Source organism: Thioprofundum lithotrophicum, from assembly GCF_055387065.1.
Window position 1 is genome coordinate 1,534,580 of sequence record NZ_AP042379.1, and the last position, 24,470, is coordinate 1,559,049.

Annotated in this window: 22 protein-coding genes; 14 read left to right on the top strand and 8 right to left on the bottom strand. The window is 66.2% G+C overall.

The features are described from left to right. Positions 1-26: 26 nt before the first annotated feature. From phnD to ACZ5BH_RS07160, 3 genes are all read right to left on the bottom strand, one after another. Positions 27-878: a phosphate/phosphite/phosphonate ABC transporter substrate-binding protein gene (gene phnD / locus ACZ5BH_RS07150; protein ID WP_464888569.1), complete on the bottom strand. Its 852-nt coding sequence runs from the start codon at positions 876-878 to the stop codon at positions 27-29. Then, positions 875-2,161, bottom strand: a complete 1,287-nt coding sequence (locus ACZ5BH_RS07155; RefSeq protein WP_464888570.1) for a GGDEF domain-containing protein — start codon at positions 2,159-2,161, stop codon at positions 875-877. The genes phnD and ACZ5BH_RS07155 overlap by 4 nt, the downstream gene beginning before the upstream one ends. Positions 2,162-2,325: 164 nt before the next feature. Then, positions 2,326-3,069, bottom strand: a complete 744-nt coding sequence (locus ACZ5BH_RS07160; protein WP_464888571.1) for a PP-loop family protein — start codon at positions 3,067-3,069, stop codon at positions 2,326-2,328. A 210-nt stretch (positions 3,070-3,279) separates the two neighbouring features. On the opposite strand from ACZ5BH_RS07160, the gene metH reads away from it, so the two are divergent. From metH to ACZ5BH_RS07175, 3 genes are all read left to right on the top strand, one after another. Then, a complete protein-coding gene (gene metH / locus ACZ5BH_RS07165) occupies positions 3,280-6,993 on the top strand; it encodes a methionine synthase (protein WP_464888572.1) in 3,714 nt (1,237 codons plus the stop codon). A gap of 116 nt (positions 6,994-7,109) precedes the next feature. Next, positions 7,110-7,604 (top strand): YaiI/YqxD family protein, encoded by a 495-nt coding sequence (locus ACZ5BH_RS07170; RefSeq protein WP_464888573.1) that lies wholly within the window; start codon positions 7,110-7,112, stop codon positions 7,602-7,604. Positions 7,605-7,758: 154 nt separating this feature from the next. Beyond that, complete coding sequence (locus tag ACZ5BH_RS07175; RefSeq protein WP_464888574.1) at positions 7,759-9,390, top strand: methyl-accepting chemotaxis protein; 1,632 nt, start codon at positions 7,759-7,761, stop codon at positions 9,388-9,390. 25 nt (positions 9,391-9,415) lie between these two features. Here the strand turns inward: ACZ5BH_RS07175 and ACZ5BH_RS07180 are convergent, their stop codons facing one another. Further along, a complete protein-coding gene (locus ACZ5BH_RS07180) occupies positions 9,416-9,949 on the bottom strand; it encodes a hypothetical protein (RefSeq protein ID WP_464888575.1) in 534 nt (177 codons plus the stop codon). A gap of 122 nt (positions 9,950-10,071) precedes the next feature. Here ACZ5BH_RS07180 and ACZ5BH_RS07185 point away from each other — a divergent pair, with 122 nt between their 5' ends. The 6 genes from ACZ5BH_RS07185 (at position 10,072) to ACZ5BH_RS07210 (ending at position 16,995) form a co-directional block, all read left to right on the top strand. After that, entirely contained in the window at positions 10,072-10,497 is a 426-nt protein-coding gene (locus ACZ5BH_RS07185; RefSeq protein WP_464888576.1) for a hypothetical protein, read from the top strand. Positions 10,498-10,529: 32 nt separating this feature from the next. Then, the gene (locus ACZ5BH_RS07190) at positions 10,530-12,404 is read left to right on the top strand and encodes a flavohemoglobin expression-modulating QEGLA motif protein (protein WP_464888577.1); all 1,875 of its coding nucleotides are present in this window, start codon (positions 10,530-10,532) and stop codon (positions 12,402-12,404) included. After that, the gene (locus tag ACZ5BH_RS07195; RefSeq protein WP_464888578.1) at positions 12,404-13,462 is read left to right on the top strand and encodes an ATP-grasp domain-containing protein; all 1,059 of its coding nucleotides are present in this window, start codon (positions 12,404-12,406) and stop codon (positions 13,460-13,462) included. Before ACZ5BH_RS07190 ends, ACZ5BH_RS07195 begins: the two co-directional genes overlap by 1 nt. Before the next feature lie 82 nt (positions 13,463-13,544). Continuing rightward, positions 13,545-14,312: a rhomboid family intramembrane serine protease gene (locus ACZ5BH_RS07200; protein WP_464888579.1), complete on the top strand. Its 768-nt coding sequence runs from the start codon at positions 13,545-13,547 to the stop codon at positions 14,310-14,312. 21 nt (positions 14,313-14,333) lie between these two features. Further along, the gene (locus tag ACZ5BH_RS07205) at positions 14,334-15,170 is read left to right on the top strand and encodes an SDH family Clp fold serine proteinase (protein WP_464888580.1); all 837 of its coding nucleotides are present in this window, start codon (positions 14,334-14,336) and stop codon (positions 15,168-15,170) included. A gap of 295 nt (positions 15,171-15,465) precedes the next feature. Then, on the top strand, positions 15,466-16,995 hold the full coding sequence (locus tag ACZ5BH_RS07210) for a SulP family inorganic anion transporter (protein ID WP_464888581.1): 1,530 nt from the start codon (positions 15,466-15,468) through the stop codon (positions 16,993-16,995). 114 nt (positions 16,996-17,109) lie between these two features. On the opposite strand, the gene ACZ5BH_RS07215 is transcribed toward ACZ5BH_RS07210, so the two are convergent. The 3 genes from ACZ5BH_RS07215 to ACZ5BH_RS07225 form a co-directional block, all read right to left on the bottom strand. After that, positions 17,110-17,457: a hypothetical protein gene (locus ACZ5BH_RS07215; RefSeq protein ID WP_464888582.1), complete on the bottom strand. Its 348-nt coding sequence runs from the start codon at positions 17,455-17,457 to the stop codon at positions 17,110-17,112. Positions 17,458-17,569: 112 nt separating this feature from the next. Continuing rightward, the gene (locus tag ACZ5BH_RS07220) at positions 17,570-18,121 is read right to left on the bottom strand and encodes a hypothetical protein (RefSeq protein WP_464888583.1); all 552 of its coding nucleotides are present in this window, start codon (positions 18,119-18,121) and stop codon (positions 17,570-17,572) included. A 113-nt stretch (positions 18,122-18,234) separates the two neighbouring features. Further along, positions 18,235-18,909 (bottom strand): SOS response-associated peptidase, encoded by a 675-nt coding sequence (locus ACZ5BH_RS07225; RefSeq protein WP_464888584.1) that lies wholly within the window; start codon positions 18,907-18,909, stop codon positions 18,235-18,237. 70 nt (positions 18,910-18,979) lie between these two features. Between ACZ5BH_RS07225 and ubiA the strand changes: the two genes are divergently transcribed. The 4 genes from ubiA to ACZ5BH_RS07245 all read left to right on the top strand — a co-directional run bounded on the left by ubiA (position 18,980) and on the right by ACZ5BH_RS07245 (position 22,276). After that, on the top strand, positions 18,980-19,861 hold the full coding sequence (ubiA, locus tag ACZ5BH_RS07230) for a 4-hydroxybenzoate octaprenyltransferase (RefSeq protein ID WP_464888585.1): 882 nt from the start codon (positions 18,980-18,982) through the stop codon (positions 19,859-19,861). Between the two features lie 215 nt (positions 19,862-20,076). After that, a complete protein-coding gene (locus tag ACZ5BH_RS07235; RefSeq protein WP_464888586.1) occupies positions 20,077-21,003 on the top strand; it encodes a hypothetical protein in 927 nt (308 codons plus the stop codon). Further along, positions 21,003-21,611 (top strand): PilN domain-containing protein, encoded by a 609-nt coding sequence (locus ACZ5BH_RS07240; protein WP_464888587.1) that lies wholly within the window; start codon positions 21,003-21,005, stop codon positions 21,609-21,611. The genes ACZ5BH_RS07235 and ACZ5BH_RS07240 overlap by 1 nt, the downstream gene beginning before the upstream one ends. Then, the gene (locus ACZ5BH_RS07245; RefSeq protein WP_464888588.1) at positions 21,608-22,276 is read left to right on the top strand and encodes a hypothetical protein; all 669 of its coding nucleotides are present in this window, start codon (positions 21,608-21,610) and stop codon (positions 22,274-22,276) included. Before ACZ5BH_RS07240 ends, ACZ5BH_RS07245 begins: the two co-directional genes overlap by 4 nt. Here the strand turns inward: ACZ5BH_RS07245 and ACZ5BH_RS07250 are convergent. Beyond that, positions 22,227-22,637 (bottom strand): DUF1702 family protein, encoded by a 411-nt coding sequence (locus ACZ5BH_RS07250; protein ID WP_464888589.1) that lies wholly within the window; start codon positions 22,635-22,637, stop codon positions 22,227-22,229. The genes ACZ5BH_RS07245 and ACZ5BH_RS07250 overlap by 50 nt on opposite strands. Here ACZ5BH_RS07250 and mshL point away from each other — a divergent pair. Continuing rightward, positions 22,630-24,465: a pilus (MSHA type) biogenesis protein MshL gene (gene mshL, locus ACZ5BH_RS07255; protein WP_464888590.1), complete on the top strand. Its 1,836-nt coding sequence runs from the start codon at positions 22,630-22,632 to the stop codon at positions 24,463-24,465. The two genes, ACZ5BH_RS07250 and mshL, sit on opposite strands and share 8 nt — an antisense overlap. The last annotated feature ends 5 nt before the right edge of the window (positions 24,466-24,470 follow it).

Below are 24,470 nucleotides of genomic sequence, written 5' to 3' on the forward strand. Positions count from 1 at the left end.
AAGAACGTCGTTTTTCAGCTACCTGCTCACTCAGTCTGCTCGAGGACCGGCGCGATCAGCTGGCGTACCACGTCGTATTCCTCGTCTGTCGCCGCCACGAAACCGTCGTAGCGGGGGTCCAGGGCCTTGATCACGTCGCGGTCCACGGGCCGGGCCGGATCCAGCGCGAGAAAAGCCTGGCGCAGCCTGGCCACCAGGGCCGGTTCGAGGCCGGCACGCACGCTGATGTTGTAGGGCGGCAGTTCCGGCGAGGTGTAGAGGATCCGCAGGCCCCGTCCCTGCCACTGGAGGGCGAGGGTGTCCTTGAGGATGCCGGCGTCGAAGTCGCCGTTGAGCACGGCGCGGGCGATGTTGTCGTTGTGCCCCAGAAAACGGTAGTCGGCCAGGTGTTCGAGTTTCAGGCCCGCGCCTTCCAGCATGATCCGTTGCAGCAGGGCGGCCCGATCGCCGAAGGCGAAACGCTGCCCCGCCAGCTCGCCAACCCGTTGCCAGGGGCTGTCCTGCCGCACCACGATCATCAGCCGGAGATGATCCCGCCCCTCGGTGCGGGTCTTCACCAGGAGTTGCGCGCCTCCCTGTTCGTGGGCGCGCACATAGGCCACGGGGGTCAGGTAGGCAAGGTCCACCTGGCCGCTGGCCAGGGCCTGGATGGCGGCGTCCATGTCTGGCGACAGGCGCAGCGTCACCGGCATGCCCAGGCGTGCGCCGAGATGGCGGGTCAGGGGCGAGAGGCGCCGGTGCATGATGGCGGGAATGTCCATCGCCACGGAGCCGAACAGCAGGCGTGTCGGACGGGGGCCGGATTCGGCGGCGCTGGCGATGCCGGCGGCGAACAGGGCGAGGCAGACAAAGAGCCAGGCGTGCAGCCGGGTCGTCACGATTCGCGATCCGTCAGTTGGGTGATGGGTTCGAGGCTCAGCGTGTGGCAGTGCACCACCTTGTTGCGGCCATGCTGCTTGGCGTGGTACAGCGCCCGGTCGGCGCACAGGTAGAAATAGTCGCGGCTGGTTTCCCGATCCCTGTCGGGGATGGTGGCCACCCCGATGCTGGCGGTGGGCTGCACGGTCTTGTCGCCGAGTGTCAGGGTGATCCGCTCCACGGCCGCGCGCAGTTGTTCGGCCTGCCAGGTGGCAGTCTCTGCCCCCGTGTGCCAGGCCAGCACCGCGAATTCCCCGCCGCAGATCCGGAACAGTTGATCCGATTCGCGCAAGGTCGCCTGCAGTGTGCGGGCCACGGTCTGCAGCAGCCGGTCGCCCACGTGATGGCCATGCACGTCGTTGACGATCTTCAGGTGATCGATGTCCACCAGGAGCAGGCTCACCGGTTCGCCTTCCTCATTGGCGGCTTCGACCGCGTCGTTCATGCGTTCGTTGAAGAAGCGGCGGGTGTAGGCGCTGGTGAGATCGTCGAGGCGGGAGAGGCGGTGAAGTTCCCCCTGGATGCGCCGCAACTCGGCCGCCTGTTCCCGGATCTGTTCCCGGCTCACGTCCAGCTCGGCGCCGCTGCGGTGGACGTCGTGACGGAGTTGCCGGTTGGCCTGTTTGAGCCGATCGAGAAGGTGATTGAAATGGCGGGCGAGCTGTCCGAACTCGTCGTGGCTGGTGACCGGCAGGCGCGGGGGATCGTCCTCGTCACTTTGGGCCAGGAGGGTGATCATGCGCCGCACCGGCCGCACGATGAACCACGACAGGGCCAGCAGCTCGCCAGCGATGATCAGCAGGATGATCAGCATCTGGCGGGAGAACAGGCTCACGTGGTGTTCGGCCATGCGCCGGTTGAGCGGACGGGTGCTCATGCCCAGCACGAGATGGCCGATCAGCTCGCCATCGAGTTGCACCGGCTGTTCGAAGGTCAGGGTATCCGGATCATGGGGATTGCCGGCTTCCGCCATGATCTTGCCAGTCAGGTTGATGACTTGCGCATGGTTGACCGCATCGGTGGCAACGACCTCGTTCATCAGCAGTTGCAGGGTGTGATAGTCGTAGCCGATCACGCTGTAGGCCACGGCCTTGGCAAGAAAATGGGAGATGTCGGCCCCGCGGTGCTGGAGATCCGCCACGGCTTCCTCGCGCTGTTCGTCCAGGATCAGCCAGCCGTGGATGGTCAGGCTCACGACGAGCACACTGGCGAGGATGAGGAGGATTTTCTGGCGAATGCCCATGCGATGTCCGGCGTCTTTGCTACAGGAGTACATCGGCGCCTGGGCGGGAGACTTTACGCCACCGGCCCGTGACCGTCAGGAACCCGCTCCACGGGTCATCCAGGGAAATATTGCTCCATCACCCACTTTCGTTCAAAAAAACGTGAAAGTGGGAATCATGTTTCTCAATCCGGGGTGTTTTTTGAGTAAAGTGGTTCCATGGCCCGTAAAAGGCTCTTGAAAAGTGTGCGATTGTGGGATTCTTCCTTCGCCAGCAGGGATTTCATCCGCGCCCGCTCGGTGGGGTGGGCGAAACAGGCCGGGCAGGAATCGGGCACCACGGGGAGTTCGGCCGCGGCGGCGAAGTCGGCGGTCTGGCGCTCGCGCACGTAGATCATCGGGCGGATGATCCGCACGTCGCCGGCCCGGTTGGTGTAGTGGGCCTTCATGGTACGCAACTGGCCGCCGTGGAAGGCCGACATGAGAAAGCTCTCGGCCAGATCGTCCAGATGCTGCCCCAGCACCAGCACGTTGTAGCCCTCGCGGCGGCAGGTGTTGTAGAGGATTCCCCGCTTCATGCGCGAGCAGTAGCTGCAGAAGGAATCCTTCTCCATGTGTTCCTTCGCCTGTTCGGCGATGGGCTGGCTTTCGTAATAATAAGGTATGCCCAGGGCGGCCAGATAGGGTTTGAGGCCGGACGGGTCGTAGTCTTCCACCTGCGGATCCACGGTCACCGCCCCCAGATCGAAACGCACCGGCGCATGGCGCTGGAAATGGATCAGACAGTGCAGCAGGCTGAGCGAATCCTTGCCGCCGGACAGGCCCAGCAGGAGGCGGTCGCCCTCGCGGATCATGCCGTGCTCCACCAGCGCCTTGCCGATGGGGCGCAAAAGGGCCTTGGGCGGTTTGGGCAGGTCTGCGGTCGTCATGGTCTTTCGGTAGTGTCTGGTCGCCGTTGTCCCCTCACCCCTCTCCCCGGAGGAGAGAGTGGCGGCTTCCCGCCTTTCACCCCCCTCTCCCCTCCGGGGAGAGGGGCTGGGGGTGAGGGGGCAAGGTGTAATGGCTGGCCGCAGTTTACCACTGTCCACCCGTGATAAACTGTACCGTTCGCAGATCCTGCCGCCATTTCCGGACAGTCCATGAAGACGCTCGAACAGGCCCTGGCCGAACGCATCCTGATCCTCGACGGTGCCATGGGCACCATGATTCAGACCTACAAGCTTGACGAGGCCGAATACCGCGGCGAACGCTTCGCCGACTGGCCCTCGGATCTCAAGGGCAACAACGACCTGCTCTCCCTCACCCAGCCGCAGATCATCCGCGACATCCACGAGGCCTATCTCGAGGCCGGGGCCGACATCATCGAGACCAACACCTTCAACGCCAACTCGGTCTCCATGGCCGATTACGGCATGGAGGCGCTCGCCTACGAACTGAACCTGGAATCGGCCAGGCTCGCCCGCGCCGCCGCCGACAAGTACGCCACGGCCGACAAGCCCCGCTTCGTCGCCGGCGTGATCGGCCCCACCAACCGCACCGCCTCCATCTCGCCCGACGTCAACAACCCCGGCTATCGCAACATCCACTTCGACGATCTGCGCGCGAGCTACACCGAGGCACTCCGGGGCCTGGTGGACGGCGGCGCGGACATCATCCTGGTCGAGACCATCTTCGACACCCTCAACGCCAAGGCGGCGCTGTTTGCCATCGACGAGTATTTCGAGGCCACCGGCAAGTGCCTGCCGGTGATGATCTCCGGCACCATCACCGACGCCTCCGGCCGCACCCTGTCGGGCCAGACCGCCGAGGCCTTCTGGAACTCGTTGCGCCACATTCGCCCCATCAGCTTCGGCTTCAACTGCGCCCTGGGGGCCAAGGAGCTGCGTCAGTACGTGGAGGAGATCGCCGGCCTGGCCAATTGCCACGTCAACACTCATCCCAACGCCGGCCTGCCCAACGAGTTCGGCGAATACGACGAATCGCCCGAGGAGATGGCTCGCGAGATCGGCGAATGGGCGAAGCAGGGCTTTCTCAACATCATCGGCGGCTGCTGCGGTACCACCCCCGCGCACATCAGGGCCATCGCCGAGGCGGTGGCGCCCCATCCGCCGCGCCGGATCCCCGAGCGGCCGGTGGAGACGCGCCTCTCCGGCCTCGAGCCGCTCAACATCGGCGAGGACTCCCTGTTCGTCAACGTCGGCGAGCGCACCAACGTCACCGGCAGCGCCCGTTTCAAGCGCTTGATCCTCAATGAGGAGTACGACACCGCGCTCGAGGTGGCCCGCGAGCAGGTGGAGGGCGGCGCCCAGATCATCGACGTGAACATGGACGAGGGCATGCTCGACGGCGAGAAGGCCATGGTGACCTTCCTCAACCTCATCGCCTCCGAGCCCGATATCGCCCGCGTGCCGGTGATGATCGACTCTTCCAAGTGGCCGATCCTCGAGGCCGGCCTCAAGTGCATCCAGGGCAAGGGCGTGGTCAACTCCATCTCCCTCAAGGAAGGCGAAGAGAAGTTCCTGGAACAGGCGAAGCTCTGCCGGCGCTACGGCGCGGCCGTGATCGTCATGGCCTTCGACGAGGAAGGCCAGGCCGACACCCGCGAGCGCAAGGTGGAAATCTGCACCCGCGCCTATCGCCTGCTGCGCGAGAAGCTCGACTTCCCGCCGGAGGACATCATCTTCGATCCCAACATCTTCGCCGTGGCCACCGGCATTGAGGAGCACAACAATTACGGCGTCGACTTCATCGAGGCCACCCGCGAGATCAAGCAGAGCCTCCCCCACGCCCTGGTCTCCGGCGGCGTATCCAACGTCTCTTTCTCCTTCCGCGGCAACAACCCCGTGCGCGAGGCCATCCACGCCGTGTTCCTCTACCACGCCATTCGTGCCGGCATGGACATGGGCATCGTCAACGCCGGCCAGCTCGCCGTGTACGAAGACATCCCCGCCGACTTGCGCGAGCGGGTCGAGGACGTGATCCTCAATCGCCGCCCCGATGCCACCGAACGCCTGCTGGAGATTGCCGACAAGTACCGCGGCGACGGCAGCGAGACGAAGAAGGAAGAAGATCTCGAATGGCGCAGCTGGCCGGTGGAAAAGCGCCTGGAACACGCCCTGGTCAAGGGCATCGACGCCTTCGTGGTGGAAGATACCGAGGAAGCCCGGCAGAAGTTCGACCGCCCCATCCAGGTCATCGAAGGCCCGCTGATGGATGGCATGAACGTGGTCGGCGATCTGTTCGGCGCCGGCAAGATGTTCCTGCCCCAGGTGGTCAAGAGCGCCCGGGTGATGAAGAAGGCCGTGGCCCACCTCATCCCCTACATCGAAGCCGAGAAGGCCGATGGCGCCGAGACCGCCGGCCGCATCCTCATGGCCACGGTGAAGGGCGACGTGCATGACATCGGCAAGAACATCGTCGGCGTGGTGCTGCAGTGCAACAACTTCGAGGTGATCGATCTGGGCGTGATGGTCCCCGCCAACACCATCCTGGAGACGGCGAAGAAAGAGAAGGTGGACATTATCGGCCTCTCCGGCCTCATCACCCCCTCCCTCGACGAGATGGTGCACGTGGCCAAGGAGATGCAGCGCCTGGGCTTCGACATTCCGCTGATGATCGGCGGCGCCACCACCTCCCGCGCCCACACCGCGGTCAAGATCGAGCAGCACTACGACGGCCCCGTGGTCTGGGTGAAGGACGCCTCGCGGGCGGTGGGCGTGGCCCAGAACCTGATCAGCGAAGAGTTCAAGGACAGCTTCGTCGAGGAGCTGCGCCGCGAGCACGAGCGGGTGCGCAAGACCCACGCCGGCCGCCGTGCCGCCACCAAGTGGCTCACGCTGGAGCAGGCCCGGGCCAACCGCTCGCCCCTCGACTGGGAAGGCTACACCCCCCCGGTGCCCAACGATCTGGGCCTGCAGATCTTCGACGACATGCCGCTGGAATTCCTGGTCCCCTACATCGACTGGACCCCCTTCTTCCACACCTGGGAGATGCGCGGCAGCTATCCGAAGATCCTCAACGATCCCCACAAGGGCAAGGAAGCGCGCAAGCTCTACGACGATGCCCGCGAGATGCTCGATCGCATCGTGCGCGAGAAATGGCTGCGCGCCCGCGCCGTCATCGGCCTGTTCCCCGCCAACCGCGAAGGTGACGATGACATCGCCGTCTACACCGACGAGCGCCGCAGCGAAGTGCGCATGGTTCTGCACCATCTGCGTCAGCAGGTGGAAAAACCCCCGGGCAAGCCCAACCGCTGCCTGGCCGACTTCATCGCCCCGAAGGAAAGCGGCAAGGCCGACTACCTGGGCGCCTTCGTGGTCACCGCCGGCCTTGGTATCGACGAACACGTGCAACGCTTCGAGGAAGCGGGCGACGACTACAACGCCATCATGCTCAAGGCCCTGGCCGACCGACTGGCCGAAGCCTTCGCCGAGCACATGCACCACCGGGTGCGCAACGTCAACTGGGGTTACGCCGACGAAACACGCAAGTGGACGCCGGACTACGGCCTCAAGTCGGAAAACTTCGACAACGAAAAACTGATCAAGGAAGACTACGTGGGCATCCGCCCCGCCCCCGGCTATCCCGCCTGCCCGGATCACACCGAGAAGGCCCTGCTCTGGAAACTGCTCGACGCCGAAGCCCACGCCGGCGTGCAGCTCACCGACAGCTTCGCCATGTGGCCTGCCGCCTCCGTCAGCGGCTGGTACTTCAGCCACCCCGAATCCTGCTATTTCGCCGTCGGCAAGATCAACCGCGACCAGGTCGAAGACTACGCCCGCCGCAAGCAGATGCCCCTCGAAGTCGTCGAACGCTGGCTCGCCCCCAACCTCGGCTACGAACCGGACGACTGAGCAACCCGAATCCGCAAAACCAAGCCCCAACTGTAGGAGCGGCGCAAGCCGCGACAACACCTCCCAACGTTCACCCTGCAGGCGCGGCGCCCCCGCCGCGACAACCATCCCACAATATGCACAACGACCATCCCCACAAAGCCCATGCCCCCAACCCCCACATCTGGATCGACGCCGACGCCTGTCCGATAGCGGTACGCGAGATCGTCATCCGCGCCATCCGGCGGACGGGCCTGCCCGCCACCTTCGTGGCCAATCATGTGCTGCCCCTGCCGAAACTGCCCAACCTCCGTTTCCAGCGGGTGGCCGCCGGCTTCGACGTGGCCGACAATCTGATCGCCCGTGAAGTCCGGCCCGGCGATCTGGTGATTACGCAGGACATCCCGCTCGCGGCCGAGGTGATCGAAAAGGGCGCCGCCGCCCTCGGCCCCCGGGGTGAATGGCACACCGCCGAGACCATTCGCCAGCGACTCAATATGCGTGATTTCATGGAGACCCTGCGCGCATCCGGTATCCACACGGGCGGCTCCGCTGCTTTCGGTGTAAGGGAAAAACAGGCCTTCGCCAATCATCTCGATCGCTGGCTGGCAAGGCATGCCCGCGGTGATTGACGGTCTCGAAATCGTGCTCCCTGCTGTGGGTCGGGGTTCAGCCCGACATCGTCGCCGGTCGTGTGCGCAAACCCGTACAAAAGCATGGGTAAAACAAGGCGTGACTCGGCCGCTAAGCAGATGACATCACGGCAATTCGCAACGGAGCATAGCCATGACCCTGCTATCCCGCCTGACCATCCGCGCCCGATTGAGCCTGGCCTTCGTCCTGATCTTCATCGGTTTCGGACTGACCGTTTTCGTTTCACTGTATGGCCTGGCCAGCAGTGGTGCAACGATCGCGAGTTACTTCAATCACAACCAGTTGCGCCTCACGGCTTACCAGAACATGTATGGCGATGGCCTGCTCTCCGGTGTGGCCCTGCGCAATCTGGTGCTCAAGCCGAAACTGAAGAAACCCTACAAGGTCGTGCCGGCGGCCATCGAACGCTTCGAGAAAAACTACGCCACGGCGCTCGCGGTTTCGGCAGAGCGAGAGGAACTGGCCAAGGCGCTCCAGGTGATCAAGGGTTATTGGGACAAGACCCGCGATGCCAAGCTGCAGGTGCTGGAGCGAATGAAGGTGGGTGATGTGGAGGGCGCCACTGAATTGTTGCGCACGGTGGAGCACCCCAATTGGCAGAAGGTGCGGATCCACCTGCAAGAACTCATCAATCGCGAGATGGCGGACACGTCTGCCGTGCAGGCTTCCATTCTGGAACGGGAACGAGCCACCTTGCGCACAACCCTCATCCTTACCGCCATTGGTGTTTTGCTGGCGGCCGGCGTGGCGGTCTTTGCCATCCGTGGCATCCGCCAGGCCTTCGGACACATGACCTCGGCGCTTGAGGAGATCGCCAGTGGCGACGGGGATCTGACCCGGCGCATGCCCGAAGACGGTCGTGACGAGCTGGCCGGCCTGGGGCGGGTGTTCAATCGCTTCCAGGAAAAGCTCCAGCACATGCTGGGTGACGTGGCCCGCAGCGGTCAGCGCCTGAACGAGGCGACCGCCCGGCTCACCGAGCTGAGCGTGAACACCAAGTACAGCATGAACCAGCAGGAGACCAAGCTCGAACAGGTGGCCACGGCCATGAACGAGATGACCGCCACGGTGCAGGAGGTGGCGCGTCATGCCGGCGAGGCCTCCGGCTCGGCTCAGGCGGCCGACGAGGAAGCCAACCGGGGCCGGGTCATCGTCAGTGAGGTGGTGCAGGTGATCAACGATCTTGCCACCGAGGTGGAAGCCACTGCCGGCACGCTGCAGCGGCTGGAAGAGGATACGGTGCAGATCGGCGGGGTGCTCGACGTGATCCGCGGCATTGCCGAGCAGACCAACCTGCTGGCGCTCAATGCCGCCATTGAGGCAGCCCGTGCCGGCGAGCAGGGCCGGGGTTTCGCCGTGGTGGCCGACGAAGTGCGGACCCTGGCTTCCCGCACCCAGGACTCCACCCAGGAGATCCAGAGCATGATCGAACGGCTGCAATCCGGCGCCCGGCAGGCGGTAGCCGCCATGGAGCAGGGGCAGCAGCGTACCGGTCAGGCCGTGGACACGGCGCGGTCCGCTGACGAGGCGCTGCAGGCCATCACCACGGCGGTGGCCACCATCGCCCAGATGAATACCCAGATCGCCACCGCGGCCGACGAACAGTCGGCGGTGGCCGAGGAAATCAACCAGAACGTCACCGTGATCAGCAGCCTGGCCGGCGAGGCGGCCCAGAGCGCCGAGCACACGGCGGCTTCCAGCCAGGAACTTGAAGCGGTGGCCGGGGAGTTGAACCAGGCCATTTCCGTTTTCCGGATCCAGTGAGGTTCGGTTCCGCGCAACGTGAGGGTCACTGGGGTTTGCTGCGTCCCACGTACACTTCCTCGCCGGTGAGCGTGTTGAGATACACGTCCAGCCCGTTTTCGTGACGCAGGAAGATCAGGGAACGGTCGGCGGCCTCGTTGGGCACGAAGCCGAAGGAGCGGCTCAGGGAACGTTCGTATTCCCAGCCTGGCGGCGAGACCAGGCTGGTCTCCGCGCCGCCGGCCAGGCGCGCGGCGGCGACCGAAACCCCGGCCGCGTCGTCGTGCATGTGGCCGAACTCGAGCCAGTCGCAGGGTGCCACCGGTCCGCGCAGCTGATCCACCACCACCAGATCCACGGCCCGCCCCTCGCGCAGATAGACCAGCCCCCGCCGTTCCAGGCCGGCAATCCATGCCTCCGTGTCATCGGGCGTCATGAAGCCCACGCGCACCAGTTCACCGTCGGCGCACAGGGTATCGTTGGGCACGAGGGCCATGAAGGCTTCCCAGTCGTCATTGAAGACGCGCAACACGGCATCGGCGCGCAGGATGACGGAAATGGCTTCCACGAGCACGGCCATGGCAGGCCTCCCGAGACGGTTTGCCGGCCATGATGGAGCGGCGGGCGCGCCCATGCAAGCCGTTGCCCCGGCGTGCCGATGGGGCGAGAATGCCCTTTTCCGCATTTTCCCTGGAGCCCTGCATGAAAACCGCCTTGCCGCGCCTGCTGCTGTCCCTGTCCGTGGTGTTGCTCGCCGCCTGCACCCTCAAACCCTCGGCTGACGAAATCCGCCAGCTCGTCGAGCAGCGCTTCCAGAAGGCGGGTTTTGGCGAGCTGTTCGCCATCGAGAACTTCGAGAAGGTGAACGGCTACGAACCCCGTGACAACGTCTACGTGGCCGAGGTGGAATACGATCTGGTGTTCCGCAGGGGCCTGCGCGAGCTGGAGGCGGAACTGAAGCAGGATGCCGGTGATGCGCCGATGGCCGCGTTCATGAATGCCATGGGCCTGCTGGCCCTGAAGATGCAGTATGGCAACTTCAAGGCCGGCGATCGGGTGCACAGGAAGGAAGCCATCCGTCTGATCCGCACCGAGAAGGGCTGGCGGATCCTCGAAGAGGACGCTTGAAAAGCGCCAGCCGGGCATCAATGTCATCCGGCATGGATGACCGGATCCCCCTCGTTTCCGAAACCGAGCGCGCGGCGGTGGTGGCGGCCCTGCGCCGCGGCGAGGGCGTGCGCCGGGATCTGCCGGGCGGCGGGCGGCTGGTGTTCGACCGGCCCGTGCCCTTCCTGTGCCTCTACCGGCGCCCCGGGCCCGAAGCGGATCCGGCCACCGAGGGCCTGATCGCCAGCCAGTCGGCCTGGCTGTTGCTGCCGCCGCAGACGGATCCCGCCGGGGTGGCATCCCTGCTGGACGACATCTCGGCGGTGCTGACGGCGCGTTTCGGCGCCTTCCTGCTGCTGGAGATGTGGCTGCGTCCCCCCCGCGGCGAGGAGGAGAGACCGCCCCACGTGTTCCGCATCGTGGCCCCTTCCCACGCGCCGCCCGTGGCCGTGCTGGAGGAGATGGAGGAAGCCCTGCTGGCCTGTACCATCCATCGGCGCACGCCCACCATCTGCGTGGACTACGTGGAGACGGTGCATGCGCCGGCCGCCTCGCCCTGGCCGTGTTGCCGGCGGGAAGGCGTGACCTGCCTGGGTCTCGAGGTCAGCCCGGTGTACCGGGACCCCCGCAGTGGCGAGGTGTACGTGTTCGCCTGGGAGGCCTTCCGCCGGCGCCTCAACACCGCGCTCAAGCGCAGCTTCCACGCCTTTGCCCAGCACTGCACCCGCTGGCGCCCGGCGCACTTTCACGAACTCGGCCCGCAGACGCCCGACACCGAGGCCCTGAAGGTGGATCGGGGGCTGGCCCGGATCAGCGCCGCGTTCGACCTGCTGCTGCATGTCACCCCCGTGAACACCGAAGCCGCTTGGGAGGCCTTTCGCCGCAGCGGCTTCGAACGCCCTCCCGAATTTCTCTACCGGCCCCGCACGGTGGCACCGGGCCAGATCAAGCGGCGCCTGTTCCGCCTGCCCCTGGAACGCATCGAGGATCCCACCCTGGCGCGCATCCTGCACGCCAAGCGCGATGAGCTGGATCGCCAGATCACCCTGCTGGCCGACCGCAACACGCCACGTTTCCTGCCGGGGAGCCGTGCCCTGTTCGGTGACGTGGAGCCGGAACTGGCGGCCCTGGCCGACGAACTGCTCGCGGGCATCGACCACGATGGCCGCGAGTCCGCCGGGCCGTGGCTCGATGCCGAGGCCTTCGCCGCCCGCGCCCGTGAGGAACTGGCCTTCTACCGCCGGCAGGACCGGCGCCTGCGCTCGGGGGTGGAGGTGCGCGACGACATTGCCGGCATCCTGGTCTCCCACGGCCGTTTCCTGATCGGCCGGGGCGCGAAGGTGGCCGCATCGCGGGTGGAGGTGGCGCTCGCCCACGAGATCGGCACCCACGTGCTCACCTGGCACAATGGCCGTCATCAGCCCTTCCGCGAGCTGCAGGAGGGCATGGCCGGTTACGAGCCCATGCAGGAAGGGCTGGCGGTGCTGGCCGAATACCTGGTGGGCGGGCTGGAAGCCGCGCGCCTGCGCCAGCTCGCCGGGCGGGTCAAGGCGGTGCAGCTCATCACCGCGGGCGCCGATTTCGTCACCACCTTCCGCACCCTGCACAAGGAATATGGCTTCGGCGCACGATCCGCCTGGATGATGACCATGCGCACCTTCCGGGGCGGCGGTTACACCAAGGATGCCGTCTATCTGCGCGGCCTGCAGCGTCTCCTGCAACGCCTGGCCGAAGGCGTGGATCTGGCCGGCCTCTACGTGGGCAAGCTGGCCGACGCCTGGCTGCCCTATGTGGAGGAGCTGCGCTGGCGCACCATCGTGCAGCCGCCGGCCCTGTTGCCGCGGTTTCTCGAGACGCCCGGCGCCAGGGCGCGCCTGCGCCGCCTGGCCGCGGGAATCGGCGTGCCCCAACTGCTGGAGGCGGCCTGATGCGCATCGGCATCATCGTCAACGATCTGTTCGAGGAACGCTTCGGCTATACCACCACCCAGCTGGCGATGGTGGCGGTGCGGCATGGCCACGAGGTCTGGTACATCGACGTGGGCGATCTGGTGCTGCGCCCCGACGATCACGTCTATGCCCATGCGGTGAAGGTGCCGCCCCGCGCCCACCGCAAGCGGCGCGCCTTTCTCGAAGGGGTCTGGGACACCGCCCGCCAGGGCCGCGAGGAGATCGCCGTGGCCGAGCTGGACGTGCTGCTGCCGCGCAACGATCCCAGCCTCGACGTGTTCAGCCGCCCCTGGGCGCGCGCGGCGGCCATCGACTTCGGGCGGCTGGCGGTACGCGATGGCGTGCTGGTGCTCAACGATCCGGACGGCCTCGCGCTCGGCCTCAACAAGCTGTATCTGGAATACTTCCCCGAGTCGGTGCGCCCGCGCACCCTCGTCACCCGCGACAAGAGCGAGATCAAGGATTTCATCGCCGCCCAGGGCGGCCATGCGGTGCTCAAGCCGCTGGCCGGCTCGGGCGGGCGCAACGTGTTCCTGGTGCGCCCCCACGATACGCCCAACGTCAACCAGATGATCGAGGCGGTGGCCCGCGACGGCTTCTGCATCGCCCAGCAGTATCTGCCCGACGCCATCCACGGCGACACCCGCCTGTTCCTGCTCAACGGCCGGCCCTTCGAATACCGGGGCCGCATCGCGGCCATCCACCGCCAGCGGCGCACCGGCGACGCCGACATCCGCTCCAACCTTACCGCCGGCGGCATCGCCCGGCCGGCCGAGGTCACGCCGGCGATGCTCGAGCTGGCCGAGGCCATGCGCCCGCGTCTGCAGGCCGACGGCATCTTCTTCGCCGGCCTCGACATCGTGGGCGACAAGGTGATGGAAGTGAACGTGCAGTCCCCCGGTGGCCTGATCGGCGCCGAGGACTTCGAGGGCGTGAACTTCTCCGCGGCGCTGCTCGAGGCCATCGAGCGCAAGCTGGCCTGGCGACAGAAGCATCCGGACGTGCCGAACCGGGCGCTGGCCGCCCTGGAAGGCTGAAGCCGCCGGACGAAAGGGGGTAGGAGCGGCGCCCTCGCCGCGATAGGATTGCAATACGATTCGGCCAAGGAAAGAACCACGCATGTTCCCCCTCCAGGATTCCATCCCCGCCCGCTATCCGCCCGTGATGATGTGGGCCCTCGTGGTGCTCAACAGCCTCGTGTTCCTGTTCGAGCTGAGCCTGCCGCCGCAGACGCTGCAGGCCTTCGTGCACCTGTTCGGCGTGGTGCCCGCGCGCTATACCCATCCCGACTGGGCCGCCACGGTGGGGTTCCCGGTGGGCGATTACTGGCCCTTCGTCACCAGCATGTTCCTGCACGGGGGCTGGATGCACATCATCGGCAACATGTGGTTCCTGTGGCTGTTCGGTGACAACGTGGAAGACCGCATGGGGCCGCTGCGCTTTCTGCTGTTCTATCTGGCCTGTGGCGTGATCGCCGCCATCATTCACGTGCTGGTCAATCCCGATTCCACCGTGCCCACCATCGGCGCCTCGGGGGCCATCGCCGGCGTGCTGGGGGCCTACTTCCTGATGTTTCCCCATTCGCGGGTGATCGCCGTGGTGCCGATCCTGTTCTACCCGCTGTTCTTCACCGTGCCGGCGGCCCTGTTCCTGTTCTTCTGGTTCCTGATGCAGTTCTTCTCGGGCGCCACGTCCGTGTTCCAGGGGCAACAGGTGGGCGGCGTGGCCTGGTGGGCCCACATTGGCGGATTTCTGGCCGGCATGCTGCTGTACCGCTTCTTTCTTTCCGCGGAACGCAACCGCCCCTGGCATCCCGACGAACTGGGGCCGGCCGAAGTCTGGGGGCGCAGGATACTCGACGATCTCAACCGCCGCACGCGGCGCTGAAACCCGACAGGAGACATCACCATGGATCCCTTTTCCGTTCTGTTCTGGCTGTTCTTCATGCTGGTGGCGCTGCAGCCGGTGCTGCGCCAGCGGATGCTCGAGGCCAGCCGCACCCGGCTCATCGCCCGTCTGGAGCAGGAGCGGGGCTCGCGGGTGATCCTGCTGGTGCACCGGCAGGAGACCATGAGCCTGCTCGGCTTTCCGCTGATGCGCTTCATCGACATCCACGATTCGGAGGAAGTGATCCGCGCCATCCACCTCACGGATCCGCAGACGCCCATCGATCTGGTGGTGCACACTCCCGGCGGCCTGGTGCTGGCGGCCCTGCAGATCGCCCGGGCCATCGACCGTCACCAGGGCCGGGTGCGGGTCATCGTGCCCCATTACGCCATGTCCGGCGGCACGCTGATCGCCCTGGCCGCCGACGAGATCGTCATGAGCCCCCATGCCGTGCTCGGCCCGGTGGATCCCCAGCTCGGCCAGCAGGCGGCGGCGTCCATCCTCAAGGTGGTGGAGCAGAAGCCGGTGGAGAAGATCGACGACCAGACCCTGATTCTGGCCGACCAGGCCCGCAAGGCCCGGCAGCAGGTCTGCGAGGCGGTCACCGAGCTGCTCTCCGGCAAGCTGCCCGAGGGGGAGGCCCGGGAACTGGCCGAGAAGCTCAGTACCGGCACCTGGACCCACGACTACCCCATCACCCCGGAGCAGGCCCGCGAATTCGGCCTCAACGTGAGCACCGAGATGCCCGAGGAATTCCTGCAACTGATGGCCCTCTATCCCCAGCCGGTGCAGCGCATCCCCTCGGTGGAATACCTGCCCGGCCGGCGCGAACCGGCGGGAACACGGGAGAAGCATTGACCGGGCTGCGCTAGCGGCTGGCGGATAACATCAAGTAGGCGCGGCGCCCTCGCCGTTTATTGAACGTCTCAAAATTGTGTTGACACAAACGGCACCGGTCTGGGCAGGTGTAGGCCGGCTCAAGCGCAGCGGAGCCGGCAAAGAATGGTGTCATCCCGTCATGGCGGCTCCGCTGCGCTAGAGCCGCCCTGCGGATGGGAGGTAAAACCATTTTGAGACGATTCACATTTCCCTCGCACCTCGGCCCTGCTATCATGCGCGGCCTTTTTGTCCCGCCGTTTTGCCGAGGTCGTGCATGTTCCAGTTGGGTTGCGCCAGCCGCGCCTGTTTCAAGAATGAAATCCTCTCCGGGCTCACCGTGGCCCTGGCCCTGGTGCCGGAGGCGGTGGCCTTCGCCTTCGTGGCGGGGGTGGAACCGCTGGTGGGATTGTATGCCGCCTTCATGGTGGGCCTGCTGGCGGCCATCTTCGGCGGCCGGCCGGGGATGATCTCGGGCGCCACCGGAGCCATGGCGGTGGTGATGGTCTCGCTGGTGGCCCAGCATGGGGTGGAATACCTGTTCGCCACGGTGGTGCTCACCGGCCTGTTGCAGATCGGCGCAGGCGTGCTGCGCCTCGGCAAGTACATCCGCATGGTGCCCTACCCGGTGATGCTGGGCTTCGTCAACGGCCTGGCCATCGTCATCTTCCTGGCCCAGCTCCAGCACTTCCAGGTGGCAGACGCCGAGGGCGTGCGGGCCTGGATGCAGGGCCGGGAGCTGGCCGTGATGCTGGGCCTGGTGACCCTGACCATGCTGATCATGCACTTCCTGCCGAAGCTCACCGGCGCCTTTCCCGCGGCGCTGGCGGCCATCATCGCCGTATCGCTGCTGGTGCTGGGGCTCGACATCGACACCCGCACCGTCGGCGATCTGGCCTCCATCGAGGGTGGCCTGCCGACCTTTCACCTGCCGTCGGTGCCGCTGAACCTCGAGACCCTGAAGATCATTTTCCCCTATGCGGCGATCCTGGCCGCGGTGGGCCTCATCGAATCGCTGCTGACCCTGAGCCTCATCGACGACGTGACCGGTACCCGCGGCCGCGGCAACCGCGAATGCGTGGGGCAGGGCATCGCCAACACCGTCACCGGCTTCTTCGGCGGCATGGGCGGCTGCGCCATGATCGGCCAGAGCATGATCAACGTGAACTCGGGCGGCCGCCAGCGCCTGTCGGGCATCGCCGCCGCCCTGTTCCTGCTCGGCTTCATCCTCTTTGCCTCGGATCTGATCGAGCGCATTCCCATCGCCGCCCTCGTGGGCGTGATGTTCATGGTGGTGCTGGCCACCTTCGAATGGTCCAGCTTCCGGATCATGGGCAAGATCCCGCGCACCGACGCCTTCGTGCTGGTGCTGGTCTCGGCGGTGACCGTGTTCACCGATCTGGCCATGGCGGTGGTGGTGGGGGTGATCGTCTCGGCCCTGGCCTTCGCCTGGGAGCACGCGCGGCACATCCACGTCAATCGCCGCGACGAACCCGACGGCACCCGCGTCTATGAACTGAACGGCCCGCTGTTCTTCGGCTCGGTGAAGAACTTTCTCGATCTGTTCCATCCCGAGGACGATCCGGACGAGGTGATCATCGAGTTCCAGCACTCCCGCGTGGTGGATCACTCGGCCATCGAGGCCATCGACACCCTCGCCGAACGCTACATCCGCGCCGGCAAGCGCCTGCACCTGCGCCACCTGTCGCCCGAATGCCGCGAACTGCTCAAGAAGGCCGGCGATCTGGTGGAAGTGAACGTGCTCGAGGATCCCAGATACCACGTGGCCGACGACGCGCTGGCCTGAAGACAGGGACGAGTGGCGACGACTACAGGGATGTAGGAGGTAGAGCGAAACAGGATGCCAGAGCCGAGGGAGGAGGTTATCGAAGCCAACCCACCGCTTGTTCCTCGTTCCTTTTTATGCCTGCTCGTCTTCCCCTTCGATGTGGTACATGAACTGCCGGCGCAGGCCGTCGAGTTCGGCCTGCAGGCGCTGGTGCAGTTCCGTTTCCAGCTCGGCTTCGAGCAGCGCCAGGGCGCGCCCGTAGAAGCGGTCGAAGGCGTCACGGACCTGATCGGGCGTGAGGGGGCGGGCGGGCCTTGTGCCCGCGGGCGGGCTGTCCGGCAGCAGGGTGACCTCCACGTAGCGGGGCACCAGTTTCTGCACGTCGCTCTCGTAACGGGTGGCCACCAGGGGGGAGGTCTTGACCCAGGTATCTCCGTTCCAGGTGAACTTCTGGCCGATGGCGAGGGACTGGAACTTCATGCCGCCATTATAGCCGATGGCCGTTGCCGTCCCATGGCGCCGGGGGTTCGACCGGGCAAAAAAAACCGGAGGCGAAGCCTCCGGTTCTTGCCGCAAGGGAGGTCGGTTCGGCTCAGGATCCGGCGTGCTCGGCCTTGAAGCGGGCGATCAGGGCATCGGGGCGCTGCTTCTTGTTGGCCTTGGTGAGCACGAACACCACGGTCTCGCCCCGGGGGCCCGCGCCGATCCGGGTGAAGCGGTACGTCGGCTCGCCCAGCTCGCGCACGGCCTTCATCTGGGCATAGTTGTCGAACACGTAGATCCGGCCTTCGCGCACCATTTCGCCGTAGAAGCGGGCAGGGGCGTCGCGTTTGCCGTCGAAGATCGCGATGGCCGGCACCGGCTTTTTCATCTTCTTGTCGTGTTTGGTCAGGCCGAAGACCACGGTCTCCCCGTGGGGGCCGGCACCGATCCGGGTCAGGCGGAAGGGGGTTTCGCCCAGTTTCAGAAAGTCTTCGTAGAGGCCCTTGTCGTAGAAGACGTGGATGCGGCCGTCGTGATGGACTTCGTACAGGCTCAGGGCCTCGTCACTGCCACGGTCCTGATCCGCGGTGGCGCAACCGCCGGCCACAAGGCCAAGGCCCAGGAACAGCAGCAGGGACTGAAAGAAGGGGTGAACGCGCATGGATGCCTCCGGTTCGTGTTGTAGGGAATGTCAGCCGGAGCGGATTGTGCCGCATGAACATGAAGGTTTTGTTACCAGGCTGTTGGAAAAGCCGGTCGTCGCGCCACAGGCCGTCAGGACACGGGCCGGATCAGCTCCGGGCCGTCGTGGCGCGGGTTGTTCACCCGGCGGCTCACCGGATACATCTCGAGTGCCTCGGCGGGCAGGGGGCGGAGCAGATCCTCGACTGCGGCCGGTTCGGTGATGGCCGGGTCGAGCCAGCGGTCGTAGTCGGCCGGCGTGAGGATGGCAGGCATGCGAGCGTGGATGCGGGCGACCACCCGGTTGGCCGCGACGGTGATGATGGCGAAGGTGTCGCGTGGATGTTCGCCTTCACGGTACTCCCACAGCCCGGCGAAGGCGAAGAGGGGATCTTTCGCCGGGCGGATGTACCAGGGTTGTTTGCCGGTGGGCGTGGCCTGCCATTCATAGAAACCGCTGGCCGGCACCAGGCAGCGGCGATGGCGCAGGGGGCCGCGCCAGAGCGGCTTGTGGGCCAGGGTTTCGGCCCTGGCGTTGATCAGCCGGTAGCGGGGGCGGGGCGAATCGGCCCAGTGGGGCACCAGTCCCCAGCGCATCAGGGCGCAGGTGCGGCCATTGGCCGGCGCGCGGGTCACCACCGGCACCTGCGAGTCGGGGGTGACGTTGAAACTGGGCGTGTAGTCGGGCACCGGGCCGTCGATGGCAAACCATTCGGCGATGAATTCCGGGCCCGCGGCGATGGTGTAGCGTCCGCACATGACCGGCATTGGAACCCATCGGCGCGAACAAGGCAAAACGGTTACAATTCGCCCAGTTTCGCCACCCCGATCGGAGCCCATGGCCGCCTTTTCCCTGGATCGCGATTTCCTTCTCGACCGTGCCCGCCAGTATGCCCTCCTGATGCGCCTGAACCGGCCCATCGGCATCCTGTTGCTGTTGTGGCCCACCCTCTGGGCCCTGTGGATCGCCGCCGAAGGCGTGCCGCCGCTGAAGATCCTGGTGGTGTTCGTGCTCGGGGTGGTGCTGATGCGCTCGGCCGGCTGCGTGATCAACGACTACGCCGATCGGGAATTCGATCCCAAGGTGCGTCGCACCCGGGATCGGCCCATCGCCGCCGGCCGCGTCTCGCCCCGGGAGGCGCTGGGGCTGTTTGCGGTGCTGTGCCTGCTGGCCTTCGCCCTGGTGCTGACCCTCGATCCCCTGACCATCCGTCTGGCCCTGGTGGCGGTGGTGCTGGCCGCGGTGTATCCCTTCATGAAGCGTTACACCTATCTGCCCCAGGTGGTGCTGGGCATGGCCTTCGGCTGGGCCATTCCCATGGCCTTCGCCGCGGTGAGCGGGGCGCTGCCGAAGGCGGCCTGGCTGCTGTACGTGATCAACGTGATCTGGTCGGTGATCTACGACACCTTCTATGCCATGGCGGATCGGGAAGACGATCTGCAGGCGGGCGTGAAGTCCACCGCCATCCTCTTCGGCGAGGCGGATCGGCTGATCATCGGCCTCCTGCAGGGAATGATGGTGGCGGGGCTGATCCTGCTGGGGCGGGATCTGGGCTTCGGGCCGGTGTGGTGGCTGGCGGTGCTGATCGTGATCGCCCTGTTCGCCTGGGAGCAGTACCGGGTACGGGACCGGCGGCCAGAAGACTGTTTCTATGCCTTTTTGCATAACAATTGGGTGGGGATGGCGATTTTTGCCGGCATTTTTCTCAATTATTGGTAAAAAAATGTGATGGATTGCCGATAAACGGGCGAACTGCTTTATAATCCCTGCAACAACATGCATTTATGCCGATCTGTTGCAGTAGTTCATGAGCGATCGGCGATAACCCGATATCCGGAAAGGGAGGCGGATATCCCAGCCTGACTCCGTGGGGACAGATGCTGCTGAATCTCTTTCAACGCAAGCCTCGCAATCCGGGTATTCTGGGTGTCAGTGTGACCGACGAAGGCATTGCGCTGGCGCACGTGCGCCGCGAAGCCGGCGGACCGCCGCGGCTGCTGCATGCCGAGTTCCAGCCTCTGGGTCCGGATGAACAGGCGGCCGAAGTGTTGCGTACCCGTCTGCGCCAGCTCGATCTGGAAGACGTGCCGGCGGCCACCGCCCTCTCGCCCGGCGAGTTTACCCTGCAGATGGTGCCGGCGCCGGAAGTGCCGCCCGAGGAGCGGCGTCAGGCCGTGCGTTGGCGCCTCCGCGATACGCTGCCCTACGACGTGGAAGAAGCGGTGGTGGACGTGTTCGAGATCCCCCGCGAGGCCCTGCGCAGCGCCACGCCGATGCTCTATGCGGTGATCGCCCCCCGCTGGGCCGTGCAGGCGCGCATCGACCTGCTCGAAGACGCCGGCGCCAACCTGCAGTACATCGACATTCCCGAAATGGCCCAGCGCAACATCACCGCCCTGCTGCCCGAGGATGCGAAGGGCCTGGCCGGCCTCTCCTTCAGCCGCGAGACCGGCTTGCTGACCCTGACCCGCCAGGCCGCACTCTATCTGGCCCGGGAGCTGGAACAGGGCGAACAGATCCTGATTCCGCTGCCCGAACGGCTCGAAGGGACCAGCGGGCTGACGCTGGAAGGGCCGGATCCCGAATTGCAGCGGGCCTACGACAGCATCGTCCTCGAAGTGCAGCGGTCGCTCGACTACTACGAGAGTCATTTCACCCTGCCGCCCATTCAGCGGCTGGCCGCCGGCGGCCGTTTCCGCGAGATGCCGGGGCTGGCCGAGGCGCTGGAGAACCAGCTCGGCCTCGGCATCGTCGAAATCGATTTCAATGCGCTGCTGGCGAGCGAATCGCCCCTGGATGCGTCGCTGCAGGCGCGTTGTCATCTGGCCATTGGCCTGGCATTGCGGGACGAGGCCGCCTGATGCAGCAGATCAATCTCTACCAGGACGAATTCCGGCCCCGCCGCGAGGTGCTCTCGCTGCGCCAGGCCGTGGCCGGGCTGGCGGGCCTGCTGCTCGTGCTGCTGGCCGTCAGCGCCTGGCAGGGCTGGCGGAGCGGCCAGCTCGCCGAACGGGTCGAGGCCACGCGCCAGACCCTGAGCCGGAACGAGACCCGCCTGGTGAGCCTGCGTGAGGCCCAGGCCGCGCGCAAGCCCGATCCGGCCCTGGCCGAGACGGTGCAGCGGTTGGCCCGGCGGGTGGAGACCAAGCGCCGGGTGCTGGAGGTGCTCGCCGGCAAGCGCTTCGGCAACACCGAGGGCTTCGTGCCGCAGCTCACCGGCCTGGCCCGCCAGCGCATCGAGGGCCTGTGGCTCACCGAACTGCGCCTGCATGGCGGCGGCACCCGCCTGGACCTGGCCGGCAATGCCCTGAAACCCGAACTGGTGCCGCGCTATCTGCAGCGGCTGGGCAACGAGCAGATCTTCAGCGGCACGGCCTTCGAGACCTTGCGCCTGACGCGGCCGGACAAGGGCCCCAGGTGGGTCAGCTTCGTGCTGCACAGCCAGGCGGACAAGGAGGACGGATCGTGACGGCCTGGCAGAAGCTGAACGAAGCCTGGGCGGCCCGCAGCCTGCGGGAACGGGCCGTGCTGTTGCTGCTGGCCGCAGTGCTGGTGGGGCTGCTGTGGGACGGGATGCTGTGGAGCGCCCAGCGGGCCCGTGCCGCCCGCCTGGCCGCCGAGCTGGAATCCGGCCAGACCCGGATCGCGGCGCTCGAGACCCAGATCCGCACCCTCGAAAGCCAGGCGCGGACCGATCCCGATGCGGCTCTCAAGCGCCAGCGGCAACAGCTCGAGGCGCAGATGGCCGAACTGGATCGGCGGCTGAAGGAACAAATGGGGGATCTCATCGATCCGGCAAGCATGGCCCGGGTGCTGGAGGCCATCCTCACCCGCCACACCGACCTGCGCCTGCGCCGGCTGGAGAACCTGCCCACCCGGCCGTTGCTGGCCGACGCGGAACCGGACCGGCAGGCAGGGAACGAGGCGCCCCGCGCCGGGGTCTACCGCCATGGCCTGGAGATGGAGTTCTCTGGCAGCTATCTCTCGCTGCTGGCCTACCTCCGGGAACTGGACGCGCTGCCCTGGAACTTCTACTGGGATGCCCTGGAACTGAAGGTGGAGCGCTACCCCCGCGCGATCATCGTCATCCGGGTGCACACGCTGAGCCTCGACGAGGGGTGGATCGGTGTCTGAGGGCAGGGCGGCATTGCGGCTCGCGTGGCTGGCGCTGCTGCTGGCAATGGCCCCGGCGGCCTTGGCCGAGGTGCTCGACGATCCGACCCGCCCGCCCGGTTACCGCCTGCCCGGCAGCGGCAAGGCCACGGTGCGCGGCTGGCACCTGAGCGGGATCTGGATCCGTGACGGCCAGCGCCTGGCCCTGATCAACGGCCGCATGGTGCGCCCCGGCCAGCGCATCGACGGCGCCCAACTGGTGTCGGTCGGCCCCACCGGGGTGCGTCTGCGCAAGGGGGAACGAATCATCACGGTGCGGCTGTTGCCGCGCCGGGTCAAACAGGCCACTCCGGTGGCACGAAACTGAGTCGCCAATGAACAAGAATCATCCGTCTCGTCTGTCTGCCGCCGCCATCGCCCTGCTGTTCGGGCTGGGGCTCGGCGGTTGCGCCACCCAACCGGAACCGGGCACGGCCCCCGATGCCAGGGCCCTGCCCGAGAGCCTGCTGCCGGAAATCGATGCCACCCTGGCCGACGCCGAGGCCAGCCGGCCGACCGGGCCGGCGACCGCCAGCGACGTGGAACGGGCCCTGATTCCGGCCCTGCCACTGAATCTGCCCGAGCGGACCGGCATCGACACCGAGCCCCGTTTCGACATCAAGGTCAACCGCGCCCGTGCCCGCGACTTTTTCATGGGCCTGGTGGAAGGCACGCCCTACAACATGGTGGTCGATCCCAAGGTGCGCGGCCGCATCACGCTGGATCTGAAGAACGTCACCGTGCGCCAGGTGCTGGAGACCGTGCGCCGCGTGTTCGGCTACGACTACGAGGAGCACGACGGCAACTTCATGATCTATCCCAACACCATGACCACCCGGATCTTCAAGGTGGACTACCTGGACATCAAGCGCCGGGGGATCTCCCAGGTGCGGGTCAACTCGGGGCAGCTGACGGACAGTTTCCAGGGCGGAGCCGGCGGCAGGGGAGGTTATGGCAGCCGGGGCGGAACCTATGGCGGCGGCAGCGCCGGCGGCTATTCGCCCTATGGTCAGCAGAATCTGCGCAGCGTTCAGCCCAGCAGCCAGATCGATACCGTCACCGAGAAGGAGTTCTGGAAATCCTTCGCCAAGTCGGTCCAGGCCCTGATCGGCAACGAGAAGGGGCGTTCGGTGGTCGTCTCGCCCGAGTCGGGGCTGGTGGTGGTGCGGGCCATGCCCGCCGAGCTGCGCATGGTGGAGAAGTTCATCAACCAGACCCAGCGCAACGTGCAGCGCCAGGTGATCCTCGAAGCCAAGATCATCGAGGTGGAGCTGTCCGAACGCTTCCAGGCCGGCATCAACTGGTCGGCGCTGGCCCAGAGCGGCAGCAACCAGGGCCTGATCAGCCACGTGGGCGGCGGCTCCGTGTTCGACGTGAACCAGAGCGGCCTGGGCTACACCAGTCTGCAGGGCAACAGCGGCGATCTCAACCCGGCCAGTCCCTCGCCGGTGAACGGCTCGAGCACCTCGGCCTTCGGCGGCGTGTTCACCTTCGCCCTGTCGCTGGGCACCAGTTTCAGCGCCTTTCTCGAGTTGCTCAAGGGCCAGGGCAACGTGCAGGTGCTCTCCAGTCCCAAGATCTCCACCCTCAACAACACCAAGGCGGTGATCAAGGTGGGGCAGGAGGAGTTCTTCGTCACCAACGTCTACAGCAATACCGCGCTCACCTCCGGTGCCACCACCACCGGCAGCAACGTGGAGCTGACGCCCTTCTTCTCCGGCGTGGCGCTCGACGTGGTGCCGCAGATCAGCGACGACGGCAGGGTGACCCTGTTCATCCACCCCACCATCAGCCGGGTGGACGAACAGGAGAAGAACGTCGCCGTCAGCGCCACCGATCAGCTTTCCCTGCCGCTGGCCTTCAGCACGGTGCGCGAGTCGGATACCATCATCAACGCGCGCAGCGGCCAGGTGGTGGTGATCGGCGGCCTGATGCAGGACAAGATCCTCGACTTCGAGACTTCCGTGCCCTTCTTCGGCGACCTGCCCCTGGTGGGCGGCCTGTTCCGGCACAAGGCCCAGCGCAAGGTCAAGAGCGAACTGGTGATCCTGCTCAAGCCCACCGTGGTGGAGGGCGACGGCACCGTGTGGCGGGAACAGATCCGCGCCCACCGGGCGCGTTTCGACAGCCTGCGTGATGCCGGGGCCGTGCCGCCGGCCCCGCAACCCTGATCGGA